This is a genomic window from Mycobacterium sp., from assembly GCF_049278535.1.
Taxonomy (GTDB): domain Bacteria; phylum Actinomycetota; class Actinomycetes; order Mycobacteriales; family Mycobacteriaceae; genus Mycobacterium.
This window is the reverse complement of record NZ_JBAPMI010000192.1, coordinates 12,878-36,222: the sequence shown is the minus strand read 5'-3', so window position 1 is coordinate 36,222 and position 23,345 is coordinate 12,878. Positions and strand designations below refer to the sequence as shown.

21 protein-coding genes and 1 pseudogene are annotated in these 23,345 nt (G+C 65.2%); 5 read left to right on the top strand and 17 right to left on the bottom strand.

Features of this window, described 5'->3' with window-relative positions; genetic code table 11:
* Nucleotides 1-30 precede the first annotated feature (30 nt).
* Complete coding sequence (locus WAO18_RS13205) at nt 31-888, top strand: hypothetical protein (RefSeq protein ID WP_422206717.1); 858 nt, start codon at nt 31-33, stop codon at nt 886-888.
* On the opposite strand, the gene WAO18_RS13200 is transcribed toward WAO18_RS13205, so the two are convergent.
* From WAO18_RS13200 to WAO18_RS13160, 9 genes are all read right to left on the bottom strand, one after another.
* Entirely contained in the window at nt 885-1,898 is a 1,014-nt protein-coding gene (locus WAO18_RS13200) for a ferrochelatase (protein ID WP_422206713.1), read from the bottom strand. The genes WAO18_RS13205 and WAO18_RS13200 overlap by 4 nt on opposite strands.
* Nucleotides 1,899-1,904: 6 nt before the next feature.
* Complete coding sequence (gene inhA, locus WAO18_RS13195) at nt 1,905-2,714, bottom strand: NADH-dependent enoyl-ACP reductase InhA (RefSeq protein ID WP_422206712.1); 810 nt, start codon at nt 2,712-2,714, stop codon at nt 1,905-1,907.
* A 24-nt stretch (nt 2,715-2,738) separates the two neighbouring features.
* Nucleotides 2,739-3,494 carry a 3-oxoacyl-ACP reductase FabG1 gene (gene fabG1, locus WAO18_RS13190; RefSeq protein WP_422206711.1) on the bottom strand — a complete coding sequence of 252 codons (756 nt, stop codon included), beginning with the start codon at nt 3,492-3,494 and terminating at the stop codon, nt 2,739-2,741.
* Between the two features lie 63 nt (nt 3,495-3,557).
* Complete coding sequence (locus tag WAO18_RS13185) at nt 3,558-4,565, bottom strand: VWA domain-containing protein (protein ID WP_422206710.1); 1,008 nt, start codon at nt 4,563-4,565, stop codon at nt 3,558-3,560.
* A 46-nt stretch (nt 4,566-4,611) separates the two neighbouring features.
* Nucleotides 4,612-5,523 (bottom strand): DUF58 domain-containing protein, encoded by a 912-nt coding sequence (locus WAO18_RS13180; RefSeq protein WP_422206716.1) that lies wholly within the window; start codon nt 5,521-5,523, stop codon nt 4,612-4,614.
* 50 nt (nt 5,524-5,573) lie between these two features.
* Nucleotides 5,574-6,707, bottom strand: a complete 1,134-nt coding sequence (locus WAO18_RS13175) for an AAA family ATPase (protein ID WP_422206709.1) — start codon at nt 6,705-6,707, stop codon at nt 5,574-5,576.
* A 142-nt stretch (nt 6,708-6,849) separates the two neighbouring features.
* Complete coding sequence (ripB, locus tag WAO18_RS13170; RefSeq protein WP_422206708.1) at nt 6,850-7,566, bottom strand: NlpC/P60 family peptidoglycan endopeptidase RipB; 717 nt, start codon at nt 7,564-7,566, stop codon at nt 6,850-6,852.
* A 15-nt stretch (nt 7,567-7,581) separates the two neighbouring features.
* Nucleotides 7,582-8,997, bottom strand: a complete 1,416-nt coding sequence (gene ripA / locus WAO18_RS13165; RefSeq protein WP_422206707.1) for an NlpC/P60 family peptidoglycan endopeptidase RipA — start codon at nt 8,995-8,997, stop codon at nt 7,582-7,584.
* Between the two features lie 239 nt (nt 8,998-9,236).
* Complete coding sequence (locus WAO18_RS13160; RefSeq protein ID WP_422206706.1) at nt 9,237-9,818, bottom strand: DUF6676 family protein; 582 nt, start codon at nt 9,816-9,818, stop codon at nt 9,237-9,239.
* A 231-nt stretch (nt 9,819-10,049) separates the two neighbouring features.
* On the opposite strand from WAO18_RS13160, the gene WAO18_RS13155 reads away from it, so the two are divergent.
* Nucleotides 10,050-12,875 carry an aconitate hydratase gene (locus WAO18_RS13155; RefSeq protein ID WP_422206705.1) on the top strand — a complete coding sequence of 942 codons (2,826 nt, stop codon included), beginning with the start codon at nt 10,050-10,052 and terminating at the stop codon, nt 12,873-12,875.
* A 62-nt stretch (nt 12,876-12,937) separates the two neighbouring features.
* On the top strand, nt 12,938-13,501 hold the full coding sequence (locus WAO18_RS13150) for a TetR/AcrR family transcriptional regulator (protein WP_422206704.1): 564 nt from the start codon (nt 12,938-12,940) through the stop codon (nt 13,499-13,501).
* Nucleotides 13,502-13,511: 10 nt separating this feature from the next.
* On the opposite strand, the gene WAO18_RS13145 is transcribed toward WAO18_RS13150, so the two are convergent.
* The 5 genes and pseudogenes from WAO18_RS13145 to WAO18_RS13125 all read right to left on the bottom strand — a co-directional run bounded on the left by WAO18_RS13145 (nt 13,512) and on the right by WAO18_RS13125 (nt 17,543).
* A complete protein-coding gene (locus WAO18_RS13145; RefSeq protein WP_422206703.1) occupies nt 13,512-13,703 on the bottom strand; it encodes a helix-turn-helix domain-containing protein in 192 nt (63 codons plus the stop codon).
* Between the two features lie 110 nt (nt 13,704-13,813).
* Entirely contained in the window at nt 13,814-15,442 is a 1,629-nt protein-coding gene (locus WAO18_RS13140; protein WP_422206702.1) for an ABC-F family ATP-binding cassette domain-containing protein, read from the bottom strand.
* A 39-nt stretch (nt 15,443-15,481) separates the two neighbouring features.
* Nucleotides 15,482-16,309: pseudogene (locus WAO18_RS13135) on the bottom strand (enoyl-CoA hydratase); the annotation flags it as partial.
* 17 nt (nt 16,310-16,326) lie between these two features.
* The gene (trxA, locus tag WAO18_RS13130; RefSeq protein ID WP_422206701.1) at nt 16,327-16,689 is read right to left on the bottom strand and encodes a thioredoxin; all 363 of its coding nucleotides are present in this window, start codon (nt 16,687-16,689) and stop codon (nt 16,327-16,329) included.
* 41 nt (nt 16,690-16,730) lie between these two features.
* Nucleotides 16,731-17,543: an MBL fold metallo-hydrolase gene (locus WAO18_RS13125; protein WP_422206700.1), complete on the bottom strand. Its 813-nt coding sequence runs from the start codon at nt 17,541-17,543 to the stop codon at nt 16,731-16,733.
* A gap of 130 nt (nt 17,544-17,673) precedes the next feature.
* Between WAO18_RS13125 and WAO18_RS13120 the strand changes: the two genes are divergently transcribed.
* On the top strand, nt 17,674-18,420 hold the full coding sequence (locus WAO18_RS13120; RefSeq protein ID WP_422206699.1) for a hypothetical protein: 747 nt from the start codon (nt 17,674-17,676) through the stop codon (nt 18,418-18,420).
* An 11-nt stretch (nt 18,421-18,431) separates the two neighbouring features.
* Here the strand turns inward: WAO18_RS13120 and WAO18_RS13115 are convergent, their stop codons facing one another.
* Nucleotides 18,432-19,580 carry an acyl-CoA dehydrogenase family protein gene (locus tag WAO18_RS13115; protein ID WP_422206698.1) on the bottom strand — a complete coding sequence of 383 codons (1,149 nt, stop codon included), beginning with the start codon at nt 19,578-19,580 and terminating at the stop codon, nt 18,432-18,434.
* Nucleotides 19,577-21,070, bottom strand: coding sequence for a carotenoid oxygenase family protein (locus WAO18_RS13110; protein ID WP_422206697.1), 1,494 nt, complete (start codon nt 21,068-21,070; stop codon nt 19,577-19,579). The genes WAO18_RS13115 and WAO18_RS13110 overlap by 4 nt, the downstream gene beginning before the upstream one ends.
* 29 nt (nt 21,071-21,099) lie before the next feature.
* Here WAO18_RS13110 and WAO18_RS13105 point away from each other — a divergent pair, with 29 nt between their 5' ends.
* Nucleotides 21,100-21,831 (top strand): FadR/GntR family transcriptional regulator, encoded by a 732-nt coding sequence (locus WAO18_RS13105; RefSeq protein ID WP_422206696.1) that lies wholly within the window; start codon nt 21,100-21,102, stop codon nt 21,829-21,831.
* Between the two features lie 7 nt (nt 21,832-21,838).
* Here the strand turns inward: WAO18_RS13105 and zwf are convergent, their stop codons facing one another.
* A complete protein-coding gene (gene zwf / locus WAO18_RS13100; RefSeq protein ID WP_422206715.1) occupies nt 21,839-23,242 on the bottom strand; it encodes a glucose-6-phosphate dehydrogenase in 1,404 nt (467 codons plus the stop codon).
* Nucleotides 23,243-23,345 lie beyond the last annotated feature (103 nt).

The window sequence follows — 23,345 nt, the reverse complement described above, 5'->3', positions numbered from 1 at the left end:
GGCCGCGGCAAACAACTAGACTGCGAAACCATGTGGTGCCCAAGCGCAACGCTCTCGGTGTGGGCCAACGCCTGGTTCGCCGGCAAGGCCGCGCCGGACGACGTCCTCGACGCGTTATCATGTTGGGCTCCAACACATTCCGTTACCGCGTACGATGACGTTGCGGCCGGGCATACCGGGCTGCCGTGGCCGGACATCCAGGACGCCGGCGCGGTAACGCTGCTGCAGACGTTGCGGACGGCGGCCGGACAGGCGGTGACGGGCACACCGTCGATCAGGGTGGTGTTACCGGTTCCCGGCGACGTCCGCGGGTTGCCGCCGGGCACCCAGTTCGAACGAGATGCGTTAGCGGCCGGCGAAGCGGTGATCGCCACCCATCCCGACGACCCCAGCGTGGCTGTCGGACTGGTACCCGAGTTCGACTACGACGACTCGGACGACGAATCGGCGATCCCCGAATTGTGTGCGCTGTCGTGGACGGTCTATTCGCTACCGGGCGACCCGGTGATCGACCAGACGGATTTGGGCGAGGCCGAATACACGCTGCGGTCGGCGGTGCGATCCGCCGCCAATGCCCTCACCACGATCGGGCTGGGATCGGCCGGCGTCGACGTCGACGATCCGCGCGGACTTGTCGAGCAACTGTTGGAATCCACTCGGCACCACCAGATTCCCGAACCGGCGCCATCGCGCGCATTACGGGTGCTGGAGAACGCGGCGCACGTCGACGCGATCATCACGGTCAGCGCCGGGCTCAGCCGGATCGGCACGCAGTCGCTGTCCGAGGCTCAGATCGCCACCGACGCGCTGCGGCCGCTGGCCTCGGTTGTGCGATCGGCGAGAACGGCTGCGCTGACTGCGATTATGCGCGCCGCGTGGCAGAGCTAGCCGGGCCAGACCTCGGCGGCGCAGTGTGGCGGGCGGCACGGTTCACCGTTGATGCCTGCCGCGCAACCCGGCACCGGATCCGGCCCGGTCACCCGCGCGGGCGCACGGCCACAACGTAGTTCGTCGATGAGGTCTATTGCGAGCCGGGCAAAGCGCGGGTCGGCGTTGGGAGTGCTGACCCGTGCGAGGGCGATGCCCGCTGCATCGGCTTGTGCGCGCAATTCGGTGTCGAGATCCCACACCACCTCGATGTGATCGGCGACGAACCCGATCGGACAGACGATCACGGCGTTGGTGCCCGAGGCGGTGAGCGCGGCAACGTGGTCGGCGATATCGGGTTCGAGCCACGGCACCTGCGCCGGACCCGAGCGTGACTGCCAGGCCAGATCGTAGTCGGCATAGCCCGCGGCCGCCGCGACAAGCCCCGCGGCATAACGCACTTGGCGGCTGTAGAGCCTGGGCCCGAGGCGGTCGTCGGCGACCACCGGAACGGAGTGCGCGGTGAACACCAGGCGCGCGCCCTTGGCCACGGTCTCGGCGGCGGCGGCGATGTTGTCGGCAAACATCTCGATGAACAGCGGGTGGTCGAAGTATCGGCGCAGCTTGACCAGTTCGGGCGCGCCGGGTCCGGCGGCCTGCCTGGCCCGGTCGAGGTCTTCGGAATACTGACTGCAGCCTGAGTACCCACTCCATGCCGATGTGGTGAACACAGCCGCACGCCGAATACCGTTGTCGCGCATGACTGCGACGGCGTCTTCGACGTAGGGACCCCAGTTGCGGTTACCGAAATACACCGGCACGTCCAATTCGGCGTGCAGTTGGCCGATCAGATCCCGGTTGATCCGGTTGATCGGCGACACTCCGCCGAAGTGCAGGTAGTGCTGCGCCACCTCGTCGAGGCGTTCCGGCGGCACATTGCGGCCGCGGGTGACGTTCTCCAAGAACGGCCGAACCTGCTCCGGCCCTTCCGGTCCACCGAAGGACAGCAGCAAGACTGCGTCGAATTGCATTGCTTGTTATAGCAATTGGGTACTGGCGCCGCCGTCGGCGTAGACGATGGTCCCAGTGGTGGCCGGCAACCACTCGGACAGTAGCGCGCACACTGTCTTAGCCACCGGTGTCGGGTCCTTCATGTTCCACCCGATCGGCGCTCGCTGGTCCCAGCCCTCTTCGAGCAGCTGCATCTGGGCGCCCGCCTCGTCGCCGAGCGCACCGCCGACGATGGCGCTCATCGCCAGTGTTCGGATCGGGCCTGCTGCAACAAGATTGGAGCGGACGCCATGCTTGCCGGCTTCGCGTGCCACGAACCGGTTGACCGACTCCAGCGCGCTCTTGGCCACCGTCATCCAGTTGTACGCCGGCATCGCCCGGGTCGGGTCGAAGTCCATCCCGACGATGGAGCCGCCGGGATTCATGATCGGCAGCAACGCCTTGGCGAGCGAGGCGTACGAATACGCCGAGATGTGAATACCTTTGGAGACATCTTCGTAGGGCGCGTCGAAGAACGGGTGGACGCCCATCCCGGTCTGCGGCATGTAACCGATCGAATGTACGACGCCGTCGAGCTTGTTGCCCTCGCCGATCTCAGCGGTCACGCGCTCGGCCAAGGTGTCGAGGTGCTTCTCGTCCTGCACGTTGAGTTCGATCAGCGGAGCCTTCTCCGGCAGCCGGTCCGCGATACGCTGGATCAGCCGCAACCGGTCGAATCCGGTCAACACCAGTTGTGCACCCTGTTCCTGGGCCACCTTGGCGATGTGAAACGCGATCGATGCGTCAGTGATGATCCCGCTGACCAGGATCCGTTTACCTTCGAGCAGTCCTGCCATTTCCGTCCTTCAATTGTGTAATCGTCAGTGGCCCATGCCCATGCCGCCGTCGACCGGGATCACCGCACCGGAGATGTAACTCGCATCCTCCGACGCCAGAAAGCTGACCACCCCGGCAACTTCGGCGGCGGTACCGACCCGCTTCGCCGGGATGAAGTCCAGCGCGCCCTCCTGAATCCGCTCATCGAGCGCACGGGTCATGTCGGTGTCGATATAGCCCGGCGCGACCACATTGGCGGTCACATTGGCCTTGGTGAGCTCCCGGGCGATCGAGCGGGCCATTCCGATCACACCGGCTTTGGAGGCTGCGTAGTTGGCCTGGTTGCCGATGCCCCAACTGCCGGACACCGAGCCGATGAAGATCAACCGGCCGAACCGCTTTCGCTGCATGCTGCGCGATGCGCGCTGGACCACCCGGAACGCACCGGTGAGGTTGGCGTCGATGACCTTCTCGAATCGCTCCTCGGTCATCCGGATGAGAAACGCGTCGGCGGAGACGCCGGCGTTGGACACCACCACCTCGACCGGACCCTGATGCTCCTCGACCGCTTTGAATGCGCGGTCGACCGCGTCGTTGTCGGTGACGTCACACTCGACGCCGAACAAGCCCTCGGGTACCCCGGATCCGCGGTGCGTTACGGCGACCTTGTGGCCGTCGGTGGCCAGCCGTTGCGCGATCGCCAGACCGATCCCCCGGTTTCCGCCGGTGACCAGCACTGAACGGGATACGAATGCGGGTTTGCCGCCATCGGCGGCGAGCTCGGTGGCTTCATCAGTCACCCCGACAACCTATCGCTTGACCACGGCATCGCCGAAATCGCCCGGCGTTGCTGTACAAGCGAACTAGGTCGGCAGCCGCCGGTTGATCAGCAACGCCGCCAACGCGGCCAGTGCCAGTACCAGCGAACCCAGCCGCAGCCAGCCGACGCTGGCGTCGCCTCGGATCGTCTCGTAACCGATCTGTTCCTGCAGCGAGGCGTAGACCTGCTTGAGCTCTTGCAAATTCGTAGCGTCAAAGTGGTTGCCGCCGGAGAGTTCGGCGACTTTCTTCATCGTGCTGTCGTCGACCGGTACCGGCTGGCGCTGACCGTTGATCTCCACGAAGCCGTACGGGGTTCCGAAGGAGATCGTCGAAATCGGTACGCCTTGGTCCTTGGCGGTGCGCGCGGCGGTGAACGCGCCCTTGGGGTTGTCCGGGTTGGTCGGCATCGTCTCTTTACCGTCGGAGAACAACACGATGCGCGCTGGAGGCGGCGTATCGCCCCCACCGATCACGGCGCCCACGGTGGCGATGGCCTGTAGCGCGGTGAAGATGCCCTCGCCGGTGGCGGTGCGGTCGGCGAACTGCAGCTTGTCCAGCGCGGCCTTGGTCGAGTCGCGGTTGGTCGTCGGTTGGACCAGAACTGTCGACGTCCCCGCGTAGGCGATCAGCCCGAGGTTGATACCGGGCGTCAGTTCACCGGCGAATTCCTTGGCCGCCACTTCGGCCGCCGCCATCCGGTTGGGCTCGACGTCGGTGGCCCGCATGGACTGCGACACGTCGATGACCAGCATGACGACCGCTCGGTTGCGTGGAATCCGCACATCATGTGTCGGGCCGGCCATCGCGATCGTGAACAGCACCAGCGCCGCCACCAACAGGATCGCCGACAGGTGCCGCCACCGGGTGGGCTGCTTGGGCGCAATGCTTTCCAGCAACTCCATGTTGGCGAAGCGCAGCATCCGGCGCTGCCGGGCCACCTGGGCGATGATGTAAAGCGCCACCAGTCCGAGGATCACCAGCAGGAAAACGAAGAACCATGCGTGGGCGAATCCAGAGAGCGTCATCGGTCCGAGTAACGGCAAAGTCATAGCAGACCCGTCCTGGTGTTGAGGCCCGGCTCGTAAAAAGCGCGAGTCACTGGCGCCCCGCCAGTGCCCCGCGACGGCGGGATTCGACGAAACGGACGATGTCGGCGATCCAATCGCGATCGGTTCGCAGCGATAACAGCGGCGCTCCACAACTTCGCAACGTGCGGGCCACCTCGGCCCGATGGGCCGCGGCGGCTTTGGCGAAGTCGTCGCGCAACTGCGCGTCGATGGTGAATTCGCGGGTGCGGCCGGTTTCGGCGTCCTGCAAGATCACGTCGCCGATGTCGGGCAACTCGACGTCTCGGGGATCGAGCACCTCTACGCCGAGCACCTCGTGCCGGGCGGCGATGGCCCGCAAAGGACGCATCCAGTTGATCGGGCCGAGGAAGTCGCTGATGATCACCGCCATCCCGCGGCGTCGTTCCGGACGACGCAGGGCATCGATGGCCGCCGACAGATCCCCGCGCACGCCGACCGGCGCCTTGGGCATGGTCGCGATGGTGCGCAGCATCGTTTGCTCATGCTGGCGTCCGGAGCGAGCCGGCACTCGAGTTACCTTCTCGCCGTTGGCAATCAGCGCTCCGAGCCGGTTACCACCGCCGCTGTTGAGGAATGTGATGGCCGCTGCCGCAGCTACCGCCACATCACGCTTCTCGCAGACCGCCGTACCGAAGTCCAGACTGGCCGACATGTCGACCACCAGCCAGGTCTCCAGCTCGCGGTCGGCGATCATCTGCCGTACGTGCGGATGGGTGGTGCGCGCAGTCACCGCCCAGTCCATCCGGCGCACGTCGTCGCCGGGTTGATACTCGCGCGACTCCCCGGGCTCTGATCCCGGCCCCGGGATCAGGCCCAGGTGGTCGCCGTGCAGGACACCGTCGAGTTTGCGCTTGACCGTGAGCTCGAGCGTGCGCAAAGCCGCGGACAGTTTGGGGTCGTCGATATTCCCGCGCAGCATCGACGGCGGGCGGGTAGCCACGGGCTGCTCCGCGGCGGAGTCGCTATCGGTCACCGACCGCTGGCCGCACCCGCGGCCTGCATCGCCGGCGGCACTGAATGCCCTTGCTGCGGAACAGCATTCACCTGTGGCATACCGACAGTCTGCAGCACCCGGTTGATCACGATCTCCGACGAGATTTCGTCGGCCAGCGCGTCATAGGTGAGCACCAAACGGTGCCGCAGCACGTCGGGGATCACCTCGACGACGTCCTGCGGAATCACGTAGTCGCGGCCACGTACCAGCGCCAGTGAACGCGCCGCGGCGATGATGCCCAGCGAGGCACGCGGCGATGCGCCGAACGAGATCCAGCTCTTCACATCGTTCATCCCGAGTTGCTCGGGGTGGCGCGTCGCGGTGACGACACGCACCACATAGTCGACCAGCGCATGGTGGACGAAGTTGTTCGACGCAATCTCCTGAAGGCGCAGTAGGTCACCGGTGTCCAGGATCTGCTTGGGCTCCGGCGGGCGCACACCCATCCGGTAGATGATCTCGCGCTCTTCCTCCGGCGAGGGATAGCCGACGTTGACCTTGAACAGGAAGCGGTCACGCTGCGCTTCGGGCAGCGGATACACACCCTCGTGCTCGATCGGGTTCTGGGTCGCCATCACCAGGAACGGGTTGGGCAACGGGAATCTCTTGCCACCGATCGACACCTGCCGCTCCTGCATGACCTCCAGTAGCGCCGACTGCACCTTGGCCGGTGCACGGTTGATTTCGTCAGCGAGCAGGAAATTCGCGACGACCGGGCCAAGCTCGGTGTCGAACTCCTCCTTGCCCTGCCGGTAGATGCGGGTACCGATGATGTCGGTGGGCACCAGGTCGGGGGTGAACTGGATGCGGGCAAACGTGCCGCCGACCACCTTGGCGAACGTCTCCACGGCCAAGGTCTTGGCGACGCCGGGCACACCCTCGAGCAGCACGTGACCCTTCGACAGCAGGCCGACGAGCATCCGCTCGACGAGTTGGTCCTGGCCCACAATGATTCGCTTGACCTCGAAAATGGCCCGTTCCAGGGTGTGCACCTCGGCGGCCAAGCCGTTGCCACCGCCGCTCGCGGCCGCGTGCGCAGGGGCTGTCGAGTGCCCGCCCGGAGCCGAGTAACCGCTGGTGCCCGGGGGCGGCCCGCCTGCTGATGTCATCGATTACCCTCCACGGCTCAACCTTCTAACGCTCGATACGACACGACTCTCGCACGCCGAATGTCGCGGGGCAGCGGCGTGCCCTTGCTCAACTATTCCAGGCCACCCGGCATCCGTCGACGTGGCGTCCGAGGACGCCCGCTTAGTTCTCGATGATTCGGGTCAGCATGGGGGTCATGCCACCCTTGCGGACGGGGCTGACCGTGACTTTGCCGGCGCTGCCCGAAGCCTCCAGCATTTGGCCGTTGCCCAGGTAGATGGTGACGTGCTGGCCGCCGCCCGGGCCGTAAAAGATCAGGTCGCCGCGCTTGGCCTGCGAAGGCGGGATGTGACGACCGGCGTTGTACTGGTCCCCGGAGAACCTCGGCAGCAGCACGCCCACCCCGGCGAAGCTGTACCGGACCAGTCCGGAACAGTCGAAGCCGACGGTGTTGGCACCGGAGTCGATGCCTTTACTCGGTGAGTTGGGCGTGCCGCCACCCCACGAATACGGCACGCCCATCTGAGACGCCCCACGGCGAATCACGTACTCCACCGCCTGGCGGCCGTAGACCCGCGGTATCCCGTTCGGACTGGTGGTGTTGCCGCCGAGGTTGATTCCCAGCCCGCCGAGGAATTGCTTGCCCAGATCGAGAGTGGTCTGAGTCGCGTTGGCGGTGGCTTGCAGCGACTGGTTGGCGATGGCGACCGGGTCGCCGGGCGCGCCTGCGCTGATCACCGGCGGCAGGGTCGGGTCCCAGGAGCCGTCTTCGGCGTTCGCCGGGATGGCCAGTCCGATCAGCAGGCTGAAGACAGCCAGCACCGGCCAGACCAGCCTGGTCTGACAGCTACGTTTGAAGTTCGTAAACCCCTGCCGCATAAATCCTTTCACGCCTCAGTATTCGATGTAGCGGACGACGTAAGGCGTCATGCCGCTGGTGCGAACCGGCGCGACCCGGACCGTGAGGCCGACGTCGGGCGCTTCGAGCATCTGGCCCTGGCCGAGATAGATCGTCACGTGCTGGCTGCCGCCGGGGCCGTAGAAAATGACGTCGCCACGGCGCATCTGCGAGGCCGGGATCTTGCGGCCCAGGTCGTATTGAGCGCCCGAGTAGTGCGGCAGCTTGATGCCCACACCGGCGAACGAGTACAGCACCAGTCCAGAGCAGTCGAAGCCCGTGGTTCCCGAGCCCGACCCGATACCCTTGCCGGGTCCGGCGGCGGTGCCGCCACCCCACGAGTACGGCACGCCCCGCTGCGACAGCCCGCGGCGGATCACATACTCAGATGCCTGGCGTCCATAGACCCGCGGAATCTTGCCGTTGGTGAAACCCGTTGGCGTGGGCGCCAACCCCAACTGCTGCAAGAAGCTGCGACCCATGTTGGAGGTGACCTCCGACGAGGTCGACATCGTCCCGAGGACCTTATTGAGGATCGCGATCGGGTCGCCGGGGACGTTGGCGCTGGGCACCTGCGGCAGCGTGGGATCCCATGCGCCGTCCCAGTTTCCACCGTTGCCCTGCGGCCGGCTGGGTGTACCCGGCGCCGCCGGGTCCCACCGGTCAGACGACGCCGCCCGCTGTCCGGCATCCGGTCCGCCCGCGGATGCCGACCAATTGCGGGCGGCGTCGAGTCTGGCTTGGGCGGCATTACGCTCATCGCCCAGTCGAGTGACTTCTTGTTGCTGTTCGCCGAACTTGTGTTGTGCGGCGGTCAGGGCCGCCACCGCCACGTTCTGGCTGGATTGAGCGTCGGCGACGGCCTTGTCGGCCTTCTGCTTGGCCAGCCGGGCAGACGACTCTTTGTTCAACTGCTCAGTGCGGGCCCGTTGCAAGTTGTCCATCACGTGCTGCGAGCTGGCCGCCAGGGCCTGGCCGGCGGCCGCGGTCGAGATCATGTCGTCGGGGCTGGCCGCGGTGAGGTAACCGTTCGACGGGCCGTTGACGTAACTGGCCACCGCGAAACGGTCAAATCGCTTCTGCGCGACCGTGATTGCGGCGTCCGCGTTCTTGACCGACTGCTGACTTGATTCGACGTCGTGTTGCGCTGCCGTCGCGTTGTCGCGCGCGCTCTCGACGTCAACCACCGCCTTGTTGACGCTTTCTTCTTCGGTCTGGATCTGGGCGTTGAGGTCTTGAAGACGTTGATTGGCCCGCGCCACCTCGGCGATCAACTTGGCCATGGTGTCGGGGTCGGCCTTGGCCAGGCCTGGCGTGCCCAGCAGCAGAGCGGCGCAGAGGATCGCGGGACCAACGCGGCGGGTGAACACGGAAGCCACTCGGAAAGACGAGCCGCGGCAGTTGCGTCTCATTCGACTCGGGTCTCCTTGGCTCAACGCGGGCGGACGGCGTCGGCCCCAGCAATCACTGGAAGCACGAATAAATCAAATGCATCCCCTGCACCGTAAGTCACATCTGACCCAGTGGAAACTTAAGTCACAAATTACAAGTCTGTTCTTCTGAGAACTGTGACCCTACGGTGACATCAGCAATTTGCCGGGGACAGCGGCACCGGCGCCGACGGTATCCGACACGAGAGCAATACGACGAGTTAAACGCTGCGATCAGCGTCTTCTTGGGCGGCTTCGCCGCCAACGTGCGGCGTTGCTGATCGCCTGGCCCGCAATTGCAGGAATCGGGTTCCGGCCACCGCCGCCAGTACCCCGATCAGCAGAACGATCGTGAATCCGGTCCACGGAAACTGCGGCGTCTCGAGCTGGTGCAAAAAATTCTGCGCCGAGACCACCGTGTTACCGGTCTTGGCGTTGTCTTCGCCGATCTCCAGAGTGGCGCGCGGGAAGTGGGTGCTGTAGCTGCCGACGTAATTCGGGCTGAGCACCAGCACGGTGGCGTCGGGGTGTTGAGAACCGACCACCGTCGCGATGTCGCGCAGCGGGGTGTCATTGGGCGGATTGTGATCGAGCACGACGATCTTGAGATCGATGTTGTGCTCGTGCGCCTGGGTGACCAACTCGACCAAGGCCGGCGCGACTGACGGCGGTGCGCTGATGTTGCCAACGCCGACCTGCTGCTGAACGATCGCCAGGCACGCATCGGGGTTGCTCGCCGGATCGGCACCGACAGCGCCGCAGATCTCGCCGGGTATATAGAGCGGCGGGTGCGGGGTGGTCACGGTTGGAAACCGTACCGCCTGACGACGCGGGCGTTACAGCAGGTGGTCGGCTGAAAGAAAACAAAGTTTTCGGGTCCGCACGAATGCAGGACAAGCGTACTGTTAGAGTGGCAGTGCTTCGTCGACACAGCCCGTCGGCGAGCCGAACTAGGGGCGCGGTCGCGGATGCGGCAGCCGGGTCCGAGCCGGGCGCAGCGGGTCGGCGCCGACTAACAAAATACGGGAGTGGATGTGACCAGCAAAGATTCGGTGAATTCGTTCGGAGCCCGCGACACCTTGAAGGTCGGTGACGACAGTTACGACATCTATCGGCTGGACGCAGTTCCGGGGACGGAGAAACTCCCCTACAGCCTGAAAGTGCTCGCCGAGAACCTGCTGCGCAACGAAGACGGCAGCAACATCACCAAGGATCACATCCAGGCGATCGCGCAGTGGGATCCCAAGGCCGAGCCCAGCATCGAAATCCAGTACACCCCCGCACGCGTCGTCATGCAGGACTTCACCGGCGTCCCCTGCATCGTTGACCTCGCCACCATGCGTGAGGCCGTCGCCGCGCTGGGCGGCAACCCCGACAAGGTCAACCCCCTTGCGCCGGCCGACCTGGTGATCGATCACTCGGTGATCATCGACTGGTTCGGCACCGCCGACGCTTTCGAGCGCAACGTCGAGATCGAATACGAGCGCAACGGCGAGCGCTACCAGTTCTTGCGTTGGGGCCAGGGCGCATTCGACGACTTCAAGGTGGTGCCGCCGGGCACCGGCATCGTGCACCAGGTCAACATCGAGTACCTGGCCAGCGTCGTGATGGCGCGTAACGGACTGGCCTACCCCGACACCTGCGTCGGCACCGACTCGCACACCACGATGGTCAACGGCCTCGGTGTGTTGGGCTGGGGTGTCGGCGGCATCGAGGCCGAGGCCGCCATGCTCGGCCAGCCGGTTTCGATGCTCATCCCGCGGGTCGTCGGCTTCAAGCTGACCGGCGAGATCAAGGCGGGCGTTACTGCCACCGATGTGGTGCTGACCGTCACCGAGATGTTGCGCAAGCACGGCGTTGTCGGCAAATTCGTCGAGTTCTACGGGAAAGGCGTTGCCGAGGTACCGCTGGCCAACCGGGCGACCCTAGGCAACATGAGTCCCGAATTCGGCTCTACCGCAGCAATTTTCCCGATCGACCAAGAGACCATCGACTACCTCAAGTTCACCGGCCGCAAGCCGGAACAGGTTGCCCTGGTGGAGGCCTACGCCAAGGAACAGGGCCTCTGGCACGACCCCGCGCACGAACCGGCGTTCTCCGAATACCTCGAGCTCGACCTGTCCGAGGTGGTCCCCTCGATCGCCGGGCCCAAGCGGCCGCAAGACCGGATCGTGTTGTCGGAAGCCAAGTCAACCTTCCGTAAGCAGATCTCCGACTACGTCGACAACGGCGGTGGCAGTAAGGACTACTCCAAGCTCGACGAGACGATCGACGAGACTTTCCCGGCCAGCGATCCGGGTCAGCCGACGAACGGCCACGCCGACGACCACCCCGACGCCCCGGTGCATTCGGCGGCCAAGAACGCCAAGGGCCGGGTGAGCAGTCCGGTGGATATCAAGTCCGACGAACGCGGCGAATTCGTCCTTGACCACGGCGCGGTGGTGATCGCCGCGATCACGTCGTGCACCAACACCTCCAACCCCGAAGTGATGCTCGGCGCCGCATTGCTGGCCAAAAACGCTGTGGAGAAGGGCCTGACATCGAAGCCATGGGTGAAGACCTCGATGGCCCCGGGCTCGCAGGTCGTCACCGATTACTACGAAAAGGCCGGGCTGTGGCCGTATTTGGAGAAGCTGGGCTTCTACCTGGTCGGCTACGGCTGCACCACCTGCATCGGTAACTCCGGCCCCCTGCCCGAGGAGATCTCGAAGGCAATCAACGACAACGACCTCTCCGTGACCGCGGTGCTGTCCGGTAACCGGAACTTCGAGGGACGGATCAGCCAGGACGTCAAGATGAACTACCTGGCCTCGCCGCCGCTGGTGGTCGCGTACGCGCTCGCCGGCACGCTCGATTTCGACTTCGACTCCGACCCACTGGGCCAGGACAAGGACGGCAATGACGTTTTCCTGGAGGACATCTGGCCGTCGCAGAAGGACGTCTCGGACACCATCGCGTCGGCGATCAACCAGGAGATGTTCGTCCGCAACTACGCCGACGTGTTCAAGGGCGACGAGCGGTGGCGCAACCTGCCGACGCCGAGCGGCAACACGTTCGAGTGGGGCGCCGAGTCGACTTACGTGCGTAAGCCGCCGTACTTCGACGGCATGCCCGCCGAGCCGGAGCCAGTCGGCGACATCAGCGGCGCACGGGTACTCGCGCTGCTGGGCGACTCGGTGACCACCGATCACATCTCCCCTGCCAGCAGCATCAAGCCGGGAACCCCTGCCGCTCAATACCTGGACGAGCACGGTGTGGACCGCAAGGACTACAACTCCTTCGGTTCGCGGCGCGGCAACCACGAGGTGATGATCCGCGGCACCTTCGCCAACATCCGGCTGCGCAACCTGCTGCTGGACGACGTCTCGGGTGGCTACACCCGCGACTTCACCCAGGACGGCGGACCGCAGGCGTTCATCTACGACGCAGCGCAAAACTATGCGGCACAAGACATTCCGCTGGTCGTGCTCGGGGGTAAGGAATACGGGTCCGGCTCATCACGTGACTGGGCAGCCAAGGGCACTCGGCTGCTGGGTGTTCGCGCGGTGATCGCCGAGTCGTTCGAACGCATCCACCGGTCCAACCTGATCGGCATGGGCGTGATCCCGCTGCAATTCCCGGACGGCAAGTCCGCGGGGGACTTGGGGCTGGACGGCACCGAGGTTTTCGAGATCACCGGTATCGAGGAACTCAACAACGGCAATACGCCCAGGACCGTGCACGTGAAGGCCGCCAAAGATGGCGGTAAGGCAGTCGAATTCGACGCCGTGGTGCGCATCGACACTCCCGGTGAAGCCGACTACTACCGAAACGGCGGCATCTTGCAGTACGTGTTGCGCAACATGCTCAGGTCGAGCTAGTGGCGATCGCAAGCGCGGCGCAGCCGGGCGCCGCGGGTCGCCGGATGAAGATTTAGCCGGCCGTGCCCAAGGTCAGCCAGGATCATCTGGCGGCCCGGCGCCGTCAGATCCTCGACGGCGCTCGCCGCTGCTTCGCCGAGTTCGGCTACGACGGAGCTACGGTGCGCCGCCTCGAGCAGGCGATCGGCTTGTCGCGGGGTGCGATATTCCACCACTTCCGCGACAAGGACACGCTGTTTTTCGAGTTGGCGCACGAAGATGCCGAGCGGATGGCTGATGTCGCCTCGCGCGAGGGCCTGGTTCAGGTGATGCGGGACATGCTGGCGGCGCCCGAGCAGTTCGACTGGCTCGCCACGCGTTTGGAGATTGCACGCAAGCTGCGCCACGATCCGGCGTTCAACAAGGAATGGACTGACCGGTCAGCGGAGCTGGCGGCGGCGACCACTGAGCGGTTGCGCCGGCAGAAGTCGGCCGGGCGGGTACGTGACGACATTCCCAGCGACGTGTTGCAGTGCTACCTGGACCTGGTTCTCGACGGGCTGGTCGCCAAGGTCGCTTCCGGCGAAGACACTCAGTTGCTCACCGCTGTCCTCGATCTGGTCGAGGGCTCGGTGCGGCAGCGTTAGGTTGCGGGAGTCAGCGCGTTCGGGTGCGGTGGTTGGGGCCGCCGCGGCTGCGCATCGTGGTGCCGGATTCGCGCAGCATGCTGTGGATAGATCCGTACGACCTACCGGTCGACCCCACCAGCGTACGAATGCTGGCTCCGCCTTCATAGGCACTGCGCAATTCGCGCAGCATTTGGTCGCGCGGCTTTTTCGATTTCCTCATCGGCTCTCCCCGGGTTGAACTCCGATCCCCAAAGGCACAGAGTAAGAAGCCGGGTCGACTGGCGGGGCGCTTTTGACGGAATCTGTTGCTGCACCGCCGCGTCCAAGCTGTCAGGCCAACTCGATGAGATCCCGGTACTCCTCGGACCAATGGTCTTCGGTCCCGTCGGGCAGCAGAACGACGCGTTGCGGGTCGAGCGCTTCGGCGGCGCCCGGGTCGTGGGTGACCAGGACGACCGCTCCGGCGTAGCTGCGCAGCGCGTCGAGCACCTGCTCGCGCGACGCCGGGTCGAGGTTGTTCGTCGGCTCGTCGAGCAACAGCACATTAGCCGTGGAGGCCACCAGGCCGGCGAGCGCCAGCCGGGTCTTCTCGCCACCGGACAGCGTGCCGGCCCGCTGCTCGAGTTGGCTTCCGCTGAACATGAATGCGCCGAGCAGACCACGCAGCTCTTGCTCACCGGAGTCAGGCGCGGCATGGCGAATGTTTTCCCACACCGTCGCGGCATCGTCGAGGGTGTCGTGCTCTTGGGCGAAATAGCCGATCTTCAAACCATGTCCGGGCTCCATCGATCCGGCATCGGGTTGCTCAACGCCGGCCAGCAACCGCAGCAGCGTCGTCTTGCCGGCACCGTTGAGTCCGAGCACCACCACCCGAGAGCCGCGGTCGATCGCCAGATCCACCCCGGTGAAGATTTCCAGCGACCCGTAGGTCTTGGTCAGCCCGGACGCCATCAGCGGCGTGCGTCCGCACGAAGCGGGGGTGGGGAATTTGATCCGGGCCACCTTGTCGGCCGCCCGCTCTTCGTCGAGGGCCGCCATCATTCGGTCGGCACGGCGCAGCATATTTTGTGCTGCAACGGCTTTGGTGGCTTTCGCGCCGAGCTTGGCGGCTTGCGCGCGCAGCGCGGTGGCCTTGCGTTCGGCGTTGGCGCGTTCGCGGCGGCGACGCTGCTCGTCGGTGGCGCGGGCGTCAAGGTACTTCTGCCACCCCATGTTGTACACGTCGGCTTCGCCGCGTACCGCGTCGAGAAACCACACCCGGTTGACGACGTCGGCCAGCAGGTCGACGTTGTGGCTGATCACAACCAGACCGCCGGCGTGGTTGCGCAGGAAATCCCTCAGCCAGCCCACCGAATCAGCGTCGAGGTGGTTGGTCGGCTCGTCGAGCAACAACGTGGTGGCCGATCCGGCGCCGGTGTCGGACGCGGCGAACAGGATCCGGGCCAACTCGACCCGCCGGCGCTGGCCGCCGGACAAGGTGCGCAACTGCTGCGTCAGGACCCGGTCGGGCAGCCCTAGACTCGCGCAGATCCGGCCCGCTTCGCTTTCGGCGCCGTAGCCGCCGAGCGCGGCGAAGCGTTCCTCGAGTTGGCCGTAGCGGCGAATCGCTCGATCGCGCGCGTCGTCGTCGGCGACCTCGGCCATCAACGCCTGCTGCTTTTCCAGGTCGGTGAGCAGAGTGTCCAGACCGCGCGCGGAGAGCACCCGGTCGCGGGCCAGGAGGTCGAGGTCGCCCTCTTTGGGATCCTGCGGCAGATAACCGATCTCGCCGGTGCGTGCCACGGTGCCCGCGTACGGCTCACCCTCACCTGCGAGGATGCGCAACGTGGTGGTCTTGCCGGCACCGTTACGCCCGACGAGCCCGATGCGGTCCCCCGGTTGTATCCGCAACGCCGGGCCGTCGGCATAGAGCAACGTGCGCGCGCCTGCGCGGACCTCGAGGTCCGTAGCAGTGATCACGGTCACTCTCCTTGTGCGGAATCGCCCTCGGTTACGCGGCTACTTGTCGTCGGTGAACACCGGCGGGCGCTTTTCGGCGCGCGCGGCAACCGCTTCTTCGAAGTTGCCGGTGAGCAGGCGGACGAAGAGCTGTCCCAAACCTTCGGCCTGCATGTGCCCTTCCAGGCTAGCGGCGTCCAGTCCACTCCACAGTGTGCGCTTGGTCAACTCGACGCCGGGCCGCGAAAACGCGGCGATCCGCTCAGCCATGTCGTAGCAGGTTTCCAGCAGCAGGTCGTCCGGGACCTGGCGCGACACCAGCCCGATCCGCTCGGCCTCCTCGGCGTCGATGTCGCGACCGGTCAGCATGATCTCGAAAGCTCGCGACGACCCGATGGCCCGCGGTAGCAGGTAACTCAAACCCAGCTCACTGGCCGTCAGCCCGTTGTTGATGCCCGCGGCCCGGAAGTACGCCCCATGCGCGGCGACGCGAATGTCGGCGGCGAGCGCCAGGCACAATCCACCTCCGATCGCGGCGCCGTTGACCGCGGCGATCACCGGCTGGTGCATCCGTCGCAACCCGAGGATGACGTCATCGAGGATGGCCATCGAACGCAGCGCGTAGGTGGGCCGGGTCAGGTCCTGGACGTGCGGAACGCTGCCGGCCGATTTGTGGTCGGCGCCTGACGAGAAGCCTTTGCCGGCGCCAGTCAGCACCACGGCACGCACCGAGTTGTCGTAGGTGACTTTCTCCAGCGCCTCTTTGAGCGGCACCATGACGTCGAACGCCATGGAGTTCATTCGCTCCGGCCTATTAAGAGTTATCAATGCGACGTGGGGCCGCGGGTGTTCGACGAGGACCATGCTCACCGTTGAACGGTAACCCGCCCTCGTGCGGGTTCAGCTCAGGACTGGTCGTCTTCCTGCCCGGCGATCGCCGCATCGACGTCGAAGCCTTTGACCTGCTGAACCAGATCTTCCAGGGCGGCGGGCGGCAGTGCACCGGCCTGGTTGAAGACCAATTTGCCCTTTTTGAAGGCCATCAATGTCGGGATGGACCGGATCTGCGCTGCCGCGGCGAGCTCCTGCTCGGCTTCGGTGTCCACCTTGGCGTGCACCACGTCGGGGTGCTTGTCCGCAGATGCAGAGAATGTGGGCGCAAACTGGCGACACGGTCCGCACCATGATGCCCAGAAGTCGACGAGCACGATGTCGTTGCCGTTGATCGTCTCGTTGAACTGCGCGGCTGTGAGGTCTTGGGTAGTCACGACCTGCTCAACGCTGCGAGCTGCCGGGGTGTTCCCGCAAATCAGGTCAGGTGGTCGTAGTCGCCGCGGACCCAGGCGGCATGGCGCTCGGCCGAGCGCTCCACCACGGCGTGACCGTCAGTGTCGATGGCGTTGGTGAAGAGGCCGTAGATGCGGTCGAAGTGCAACGGCGCCAGCGTCGCGGCCATCCGCTGCACAACCGCGGCCGACAGCGGGAGACGGTTGGGATAGCTGCGCAGGAAGCCGACGGTGCGGCGGTCCGGGTTGGGGAAGATGGTGTCCCCCGCAAGCAGCACACCGCGGCCGTCTGCGCCGTCGGTCCAGCAGGCGACCGAACTACCGGGGAAATGCCCACCTACTTGGACCACGGTTAACGAGGGCGTCAGCGCCAAGGTGTCCGACCACTGCTGAATCACGGGATCGCGGCGCATCACCCAGTCGGCGTCCGCGGCGTTGACGTACACCGGGACCTCACCCAGTCGATGGCTCCATTCCACTTGTGCGCCGAACATGTGCGGATGGCTCGCCACAATCGCGATGACCGCGCCGCGGCCCGCGACGGCGGCCACCGCGTCGTCGTCGACGAAGCCGGACGGATCCCACAACACGTTTCCTGCGTCGGAGCAGACCAGCAGTCCGATTTGCCCGATTCCCAACGCAGGCGAACTCCCGACCGCCACCAGCCCGTCCTCAACAACCCAGACCTGGGACCGCATCCCTTCGGCGACGAGCTGGTTCAGCGTCGCCCACGCCTGGCCCTCGCTGGGCACCCACTGCCTCTCATCGGCACATATCGCGCACACACCCGATGCGGTGCTGTGCTCGACACCGCAGGTTCTGCACAGCCAAAACATGGCACGACTCTAATTCGATGGGCTTGCACGAGAACCGCACGGCAAGCCGTCGGGGGTACCCACCGCGCGCGTTAGCGTTCGTTCAGCGGGTACTCTCCCGTGGTTAATGCGCGCGATGGGAGAAGCGTCGATGAGCGTCACCTTGTCGGGTCCCTCGCGGGCTCGGTTGCTGATCCCGCTATTGGCCGGAGTGACCGTGTTGTCCATCGCCGCGTGCGGCACATCGGACAACCAGAACTCCACACAGCACGGCACCGCGGCAAGCCAACCGAGCTCCGTGCCCAAGCCACCGCCGCCGCCACCACCGCCGGCGGCCAAGGACCACATCGAGGGCCTGGTCAGATCGGTGTCAGGTGATGTGATCGAGCTCACCCAGCGAGACCGGAGCGCGGCGACGGTGGACTTCACTCCCCAGACGATGGTCACCGCGCTCAGCTCCGCGGCGCTGACCGACGTGAAACCCGGCAGTTGCGTCGACGTCCGGCCCGCGCCACAGAGTGCTTCGCCCGGCGGTGCGATCACTGCGGAATCCGTGGAGATCAGCCCCGCGGTAGCCCACACGTGCCCGCCGCCACCGGGGCCCCCCGGAGCCGTTTACGGCACGGTGGACTCCGTCGCCGACAACGCCATCAAAGTCAACACCACCGATCCCACCGGCCACACGACGCATAGCACCGTTGATGTCATCAACACGACCACCTACACCAAGCACGCGGTTACCAATGCCCAAGCGGTCCAGAATGGTAAGTGCATGGCGGCGCAGGGAACCAAGGACGGCAACGTGCTGCGCGCTGCGACGATCGACCTCGAACCGTGTCCGCCGATGGGTCGCCCACATCACCACTTCCACCTCCCGTGGCTGCACCATCGCCATTAGCGGCCGCGGCGTCAATACGATCGGGGCAGCCCAAGGCTGTGCTGCGCAACGTGATTGAGGATCATCTCGCGGCTGATCGGCACGGTCTTGAACAACCGGACGAACTCGTACATGTTGGCCAGGGCAACCTCACGAGTGAAGCCCGCGCCGCCGTGCACCTCGATGGCCTGATCGAGGCAGCGGATGGCGGCGTCGGCGGACAGGAACTTGGCCATGTTGCTGTGCTCGCCGGCATCGGCACCGTGGTCGTATTCGGCCGCCGCGTGACGTGTCATCAGCCGCCCTGCCTCGAGGGCAATCTTGGCTTCTGCCAACGGATGCGCGAGGCCCTGGTGCGCCCCGATCGGCACCTGCCACACTCGGCGCTCGCGAGCATAGGCCACCGCCTTGTCGAGCGCGTAGCGGCTGACGCCGTTGCAGATCGCAGCGATGATCACGCGCTCGGGGTTCATACCGTCGAACGCAACCCGTAGTCCGTTGCCTTCGCCTCCGACCAACCGATCGGCCGGGACGGCGACGTTGTCGAAGAACACCGTGAACGATTTGTCGGTGATTTCGAATGTCATCGGTATCCGGTGCATGTCGATACCGGGTGTGTCACGGTCGACCAGGAACAGCGAAAGCTGCGCGCGGCCTTGGGAGTCGGTGCCGGTGCGGGTGACGACGAGCAGGGCGTCGGCTTGGTCGGCCGCGGTGATGTAGGTCTTCTGTCCGCTGATGAAGTACTTGTCGCCGTCGCGGTGCGCGGTGGTGGCCAGTTGGTGACTGTTGGACCCGGCGTCGGGTTCGGTGATCGCGAACGCGATTTTCATCGTTCCAGCCGCCATCGGTGCCAGCCACTGTTGCTTCTGCTCGTGGTTGGCGTGCCGCGCCAGCAGACTGCCGACGATTCCGGGCGAGATCATCAGCATGACCTGCGGGCAGCCCGCTGCGGCGGCTTCCTCGGCGACGATGTTCATCGCGCTCAATCCCATTCCACCGCCACCGTATTGCTCGGGCAGGTTCACGCCGACGAATCCACCGGCCGCCAACGCGTCCCACAACTCGGTGGGATGCTGCAGCGTTTCGCTGCAGTGGGTGAAGTAGTCGTTGCCGAACGCGGCGACGATCCCGTGGACCGATGCCCGCAGCTCCGCTTCTTCGATCTCGGAAAGGCTCATCGAAAGTCCATCCAGTGTCCGTGTGGGGTGAAGCCGAGCAGGAACGGTATCTCGATGCGACATACCGGCCCCGCGGTGATGTCGTCGGTGTCGAAAATCGCAAATTCGCCAAGGTTTTCGGTCCAACGCGAGATCGGCACCATGAGATAACCATCGCCCTCGGCGGCGGCGGGAGTACGCGGCACGAAGGTCGGCTCCATCACCAGCGACGGACGATCGTGGCGCAGCCGGTACCGCTGCTCGTCGCCGGTGCGCCGGTCACGCACGATCAGACTGTGCATGCGCATGCCCGTTCCTTTGGCGTCGCCGCCGATCAGGTATCCCCAACGCTGACCGTGGCCGTAGAAGCGTTCGTCGACCTTGGGTAGCTCACAGGGCTGGTCGTCGAGCATCTCGGATTTGACGCTTCCGGCGGTCAGGTCGACCGTCCACCGTCCGAGTGTGCTGCGGGCCAGGTTGAAGAACAGTGCGACATCCTCCCCTTCGAACCCGTCGATGTCCAGCGGGAATGGCGGACGCTCGAAGATCGGGGCTTCCAAGGTCAGCGTGTCACCGTCAACGTCGGCGGCCAAGGTGTGCATCACGTACTGAGGTTCGATTTCCGCTGTGATCCAACGGATCTCACCATTCTCGATATCGTCGCGAGGGATCAGCGCAAGCATGGTCGGCAGCTCGGGATGCCACCCCTGTACCGACTGCCCGCGCTCGATGCGATCTGGGTCGAAGACGAAGCCCTGAAATGGCAACACCATGTAGTCCGGGGTCAGCCACATGTCGTGGACTTCGGAGGAATACGGCGCATCCCAGAGTTCGCGGGATGCGACCGCACCATCGGGTGCTACGACGTGGACGGTGACGTACGGCTTGTGGTTGCTATAGGCCCAGCCATACAGCGTGCCGCTGGCGCTGTCCCATTTCGGGTGCGCGGTGAACGCCGCGTCGCCATAGCCGGCCCGATCGAAGATGCCGCGTGACAGCTGCGGCGACCACGCGACTACGCCGCGGGTCTGCAAGGTGATGGGATCGAGGGCCACCGGTGGGCTGCCCTGTTCCCCCGACGCGAGGATCTCTCCCGCGAACGGAAAGCAGTTGATGTTGTTGGTGCCCTGAGGAATTCCGCGGGTGTACTCATCGGGCACCGCGGCACCGAACCCGATGTTGCGCCAGTCGTTCCAGTCGCCATCGGACCAGCAGAACATCCCGCTCCCGTGCCGGTCTTCCAGCAGATACTTAGGAGTGCGGACCCAACGGTTACGAAAGTCAGCCCGGCCGTTGTCGAAGGTGAGGCCCTGCACCATGCCATCCATTGCCAGCAGCCCGTTCGCGCCCTGCCGAGTAGGCCGCTTGAATGTCGGCCCGACCCGATAAAAGCCGCCGGACAGCTCCCTTGGGATCTCGCCGAAGGTCGTCACACAGTCCTCGACCGTCGCCTCGAACCGCATCGGCCGGAAAGCTCCGCTCAGCACTGAGGTATTCGGCACATTCACCATGGCGACTTAGTATACTAAGTGTCGTGACGATGACAAGACCCTCTCGCGCGCCTGATGTCGTTGCCGCGACGCTGCGCCGACGGATTCTTTCCGGCGAGCTCGCGCCGGGTGATTCGCTGCCCACCGAGGGCGAGCTGGTCACCCAGCTCGGCGTCAGCCGTGAAACGGTTCGCATGGCACTGCGGCTGCTGGACGCCGAGGGGCTCACCACCACCAGCCAGGGACGCAGCGGAGTGCGCATCCGCCACCCGGAACCCGAGCGAATTGCGCACTCATTGGTGCAGCTGTTCACCCTTACCGGCGCGACGTGGGGTGACTTGCTGGCATTCCGCACGATGCTCGAACCCGCCGCCGCGGCCCATGTCGCCGTGCACGCTAACGCACACCAACGCGAGCGCATCGCCGCGGTTGCCGAGCGTGGCATCGCTCCCGACGGCACCGGTTATCACGAATTCCACGAACTGATGGTGCAAGCGAGCGGAAACCCACTCCTCACAACAGTTTTGGCCGCAGTCGAACAGGCGGTGCGCTGGGCCGCGGCCGAACAGAACATCACTCAGTTCGACCGCGACGAAGCTGCCAAGTCACATCGCGCCATCTCCGCTGCCATCGCTGCGAAAGATGGACGGAAAGCACAACGCCGGATGGAGCAGCACCTCGCGGCCGCCCTGCGCCATGTCGATGCGTCGGGATTGCGTGGAGCGCCGATGATTCCACCGTCACGGTGGCGCGGCGACAACACCGGTCTGCCCTGGCGCTGAGGCGCCGTTATTCTTTGCCGCGCCAGCCACGTTCGAACGGCAGCCGCCACGCTCGCGGCGCGATCAGCGGATGGACCGCGTTAGGCCCCCAGGAATCGAGGTCGTAGCTACGTGCCGGTGGCGGATCCTCGAGCAACGGGGCCGAGACCTCCCAGAGTCGCTCGATGCCCTCCGCGCTGTTGTAGAGCGTTCGGTCGCCGCGCATTGCGTCGAGAATCAACCGCTCGTAGGCCTCCAGCACATCGCCGGCATGGCCGCTTTCTTCCATGGTGAACTGCAGGCTGAGCTTGTCCAGCTTCATACCGGGTCCGGGCCGCTTACCGTAGAACGACAGCGACATCTTGGATACGTCGGCAAGATCGAAGGTCAGGTGATCGGGACCCTTCTGTCCCACACCGGATCCGGCTGGGAACATGCTCCGCGGCGGCTCGTGGAAGGCGATCGAAATGATCCGCTGCCCTTCGGCCATGCCCTTGCCGGTCCGCAGAAAGAACGGAACACCCGCCCAGCGCCAGTTATCGATCTCGCATTTGAGCGCGACGAAGGTCTCGGTGTCCGATTCCGGAGACACGCCGGGCTCGTCGCGGTAACCCCGGTACTGGCCGCGCACCACCTTGCTGGGATCAAGCGGACGCATCGAACGGAACACCTTGTTCTTCTCGTCGCTGATCGCCCCTGAGGCAAGCTCGGTGGGCGGTTCCATCGCGACGAACGCCAGAATCTGGAACAAATGCGTAACCACCATGTCCTTGAACGCCCCCACCGATTCGTAGAACTGGGCGCGGCTCTCACACGTGAGTCGCTCGGGGACGTCGATCTGGATGTGGTCGATGAAGTTGCGGTTCCAGATCGGCTCGAAGAGTCCGTTCGCGAACCGGAAAGCGAGAATGTTCTGGGCGGCTTCCTTGCCCAGGAAGTGATCGATCCGGAAGATCTGTTCTTCGTCGAATCGCTCGTGGATAGCGGTGTTGAGATCCCGCGCGGTGGCCAGATCGACACCGAACGGCTTCTCCATGATGACCCGGGAGTTCTCCGCCAGGTCCGCCTTATGCAGTGTGTCCATCACCGGCATCACCGACTTGGGCGGGACGCTCAAGTAGTGCAGCAGGCGGGCCTTACCGCCGAGTGCCTCAACCTGTTCGGCTACCGCGCTCGCCAGGGCTTCCGGCCCGTCTTTCTGCAGTGAAACAAAGTGCAAATTGGCGATGAACTGGTCCGCGAGCTCCTCGGAGACTTCGTGGTGGGCGAACTCGGTGCAGGCCTTGCGGGCCAACTTGCGAAAAGCCTCCGTGTCGAGCTCGTCGAGTGACGTTCCGATGACGCGCATCTCCGGGGCAAGCTTCGAACACGATAGGTGAAGCAGGCCCGGCAATAGCTTCCGGCGTGCCAAATCGCCTGTGGCGCCGAACATTACGACGACATGGGGCTCCGCGCCATTCGCTTGCTGGGTGGCCCCCCGGGCTGCAGCGGAATCCGTCACACTAACGATCGTAACGAAGGCCGATCGGATTCAC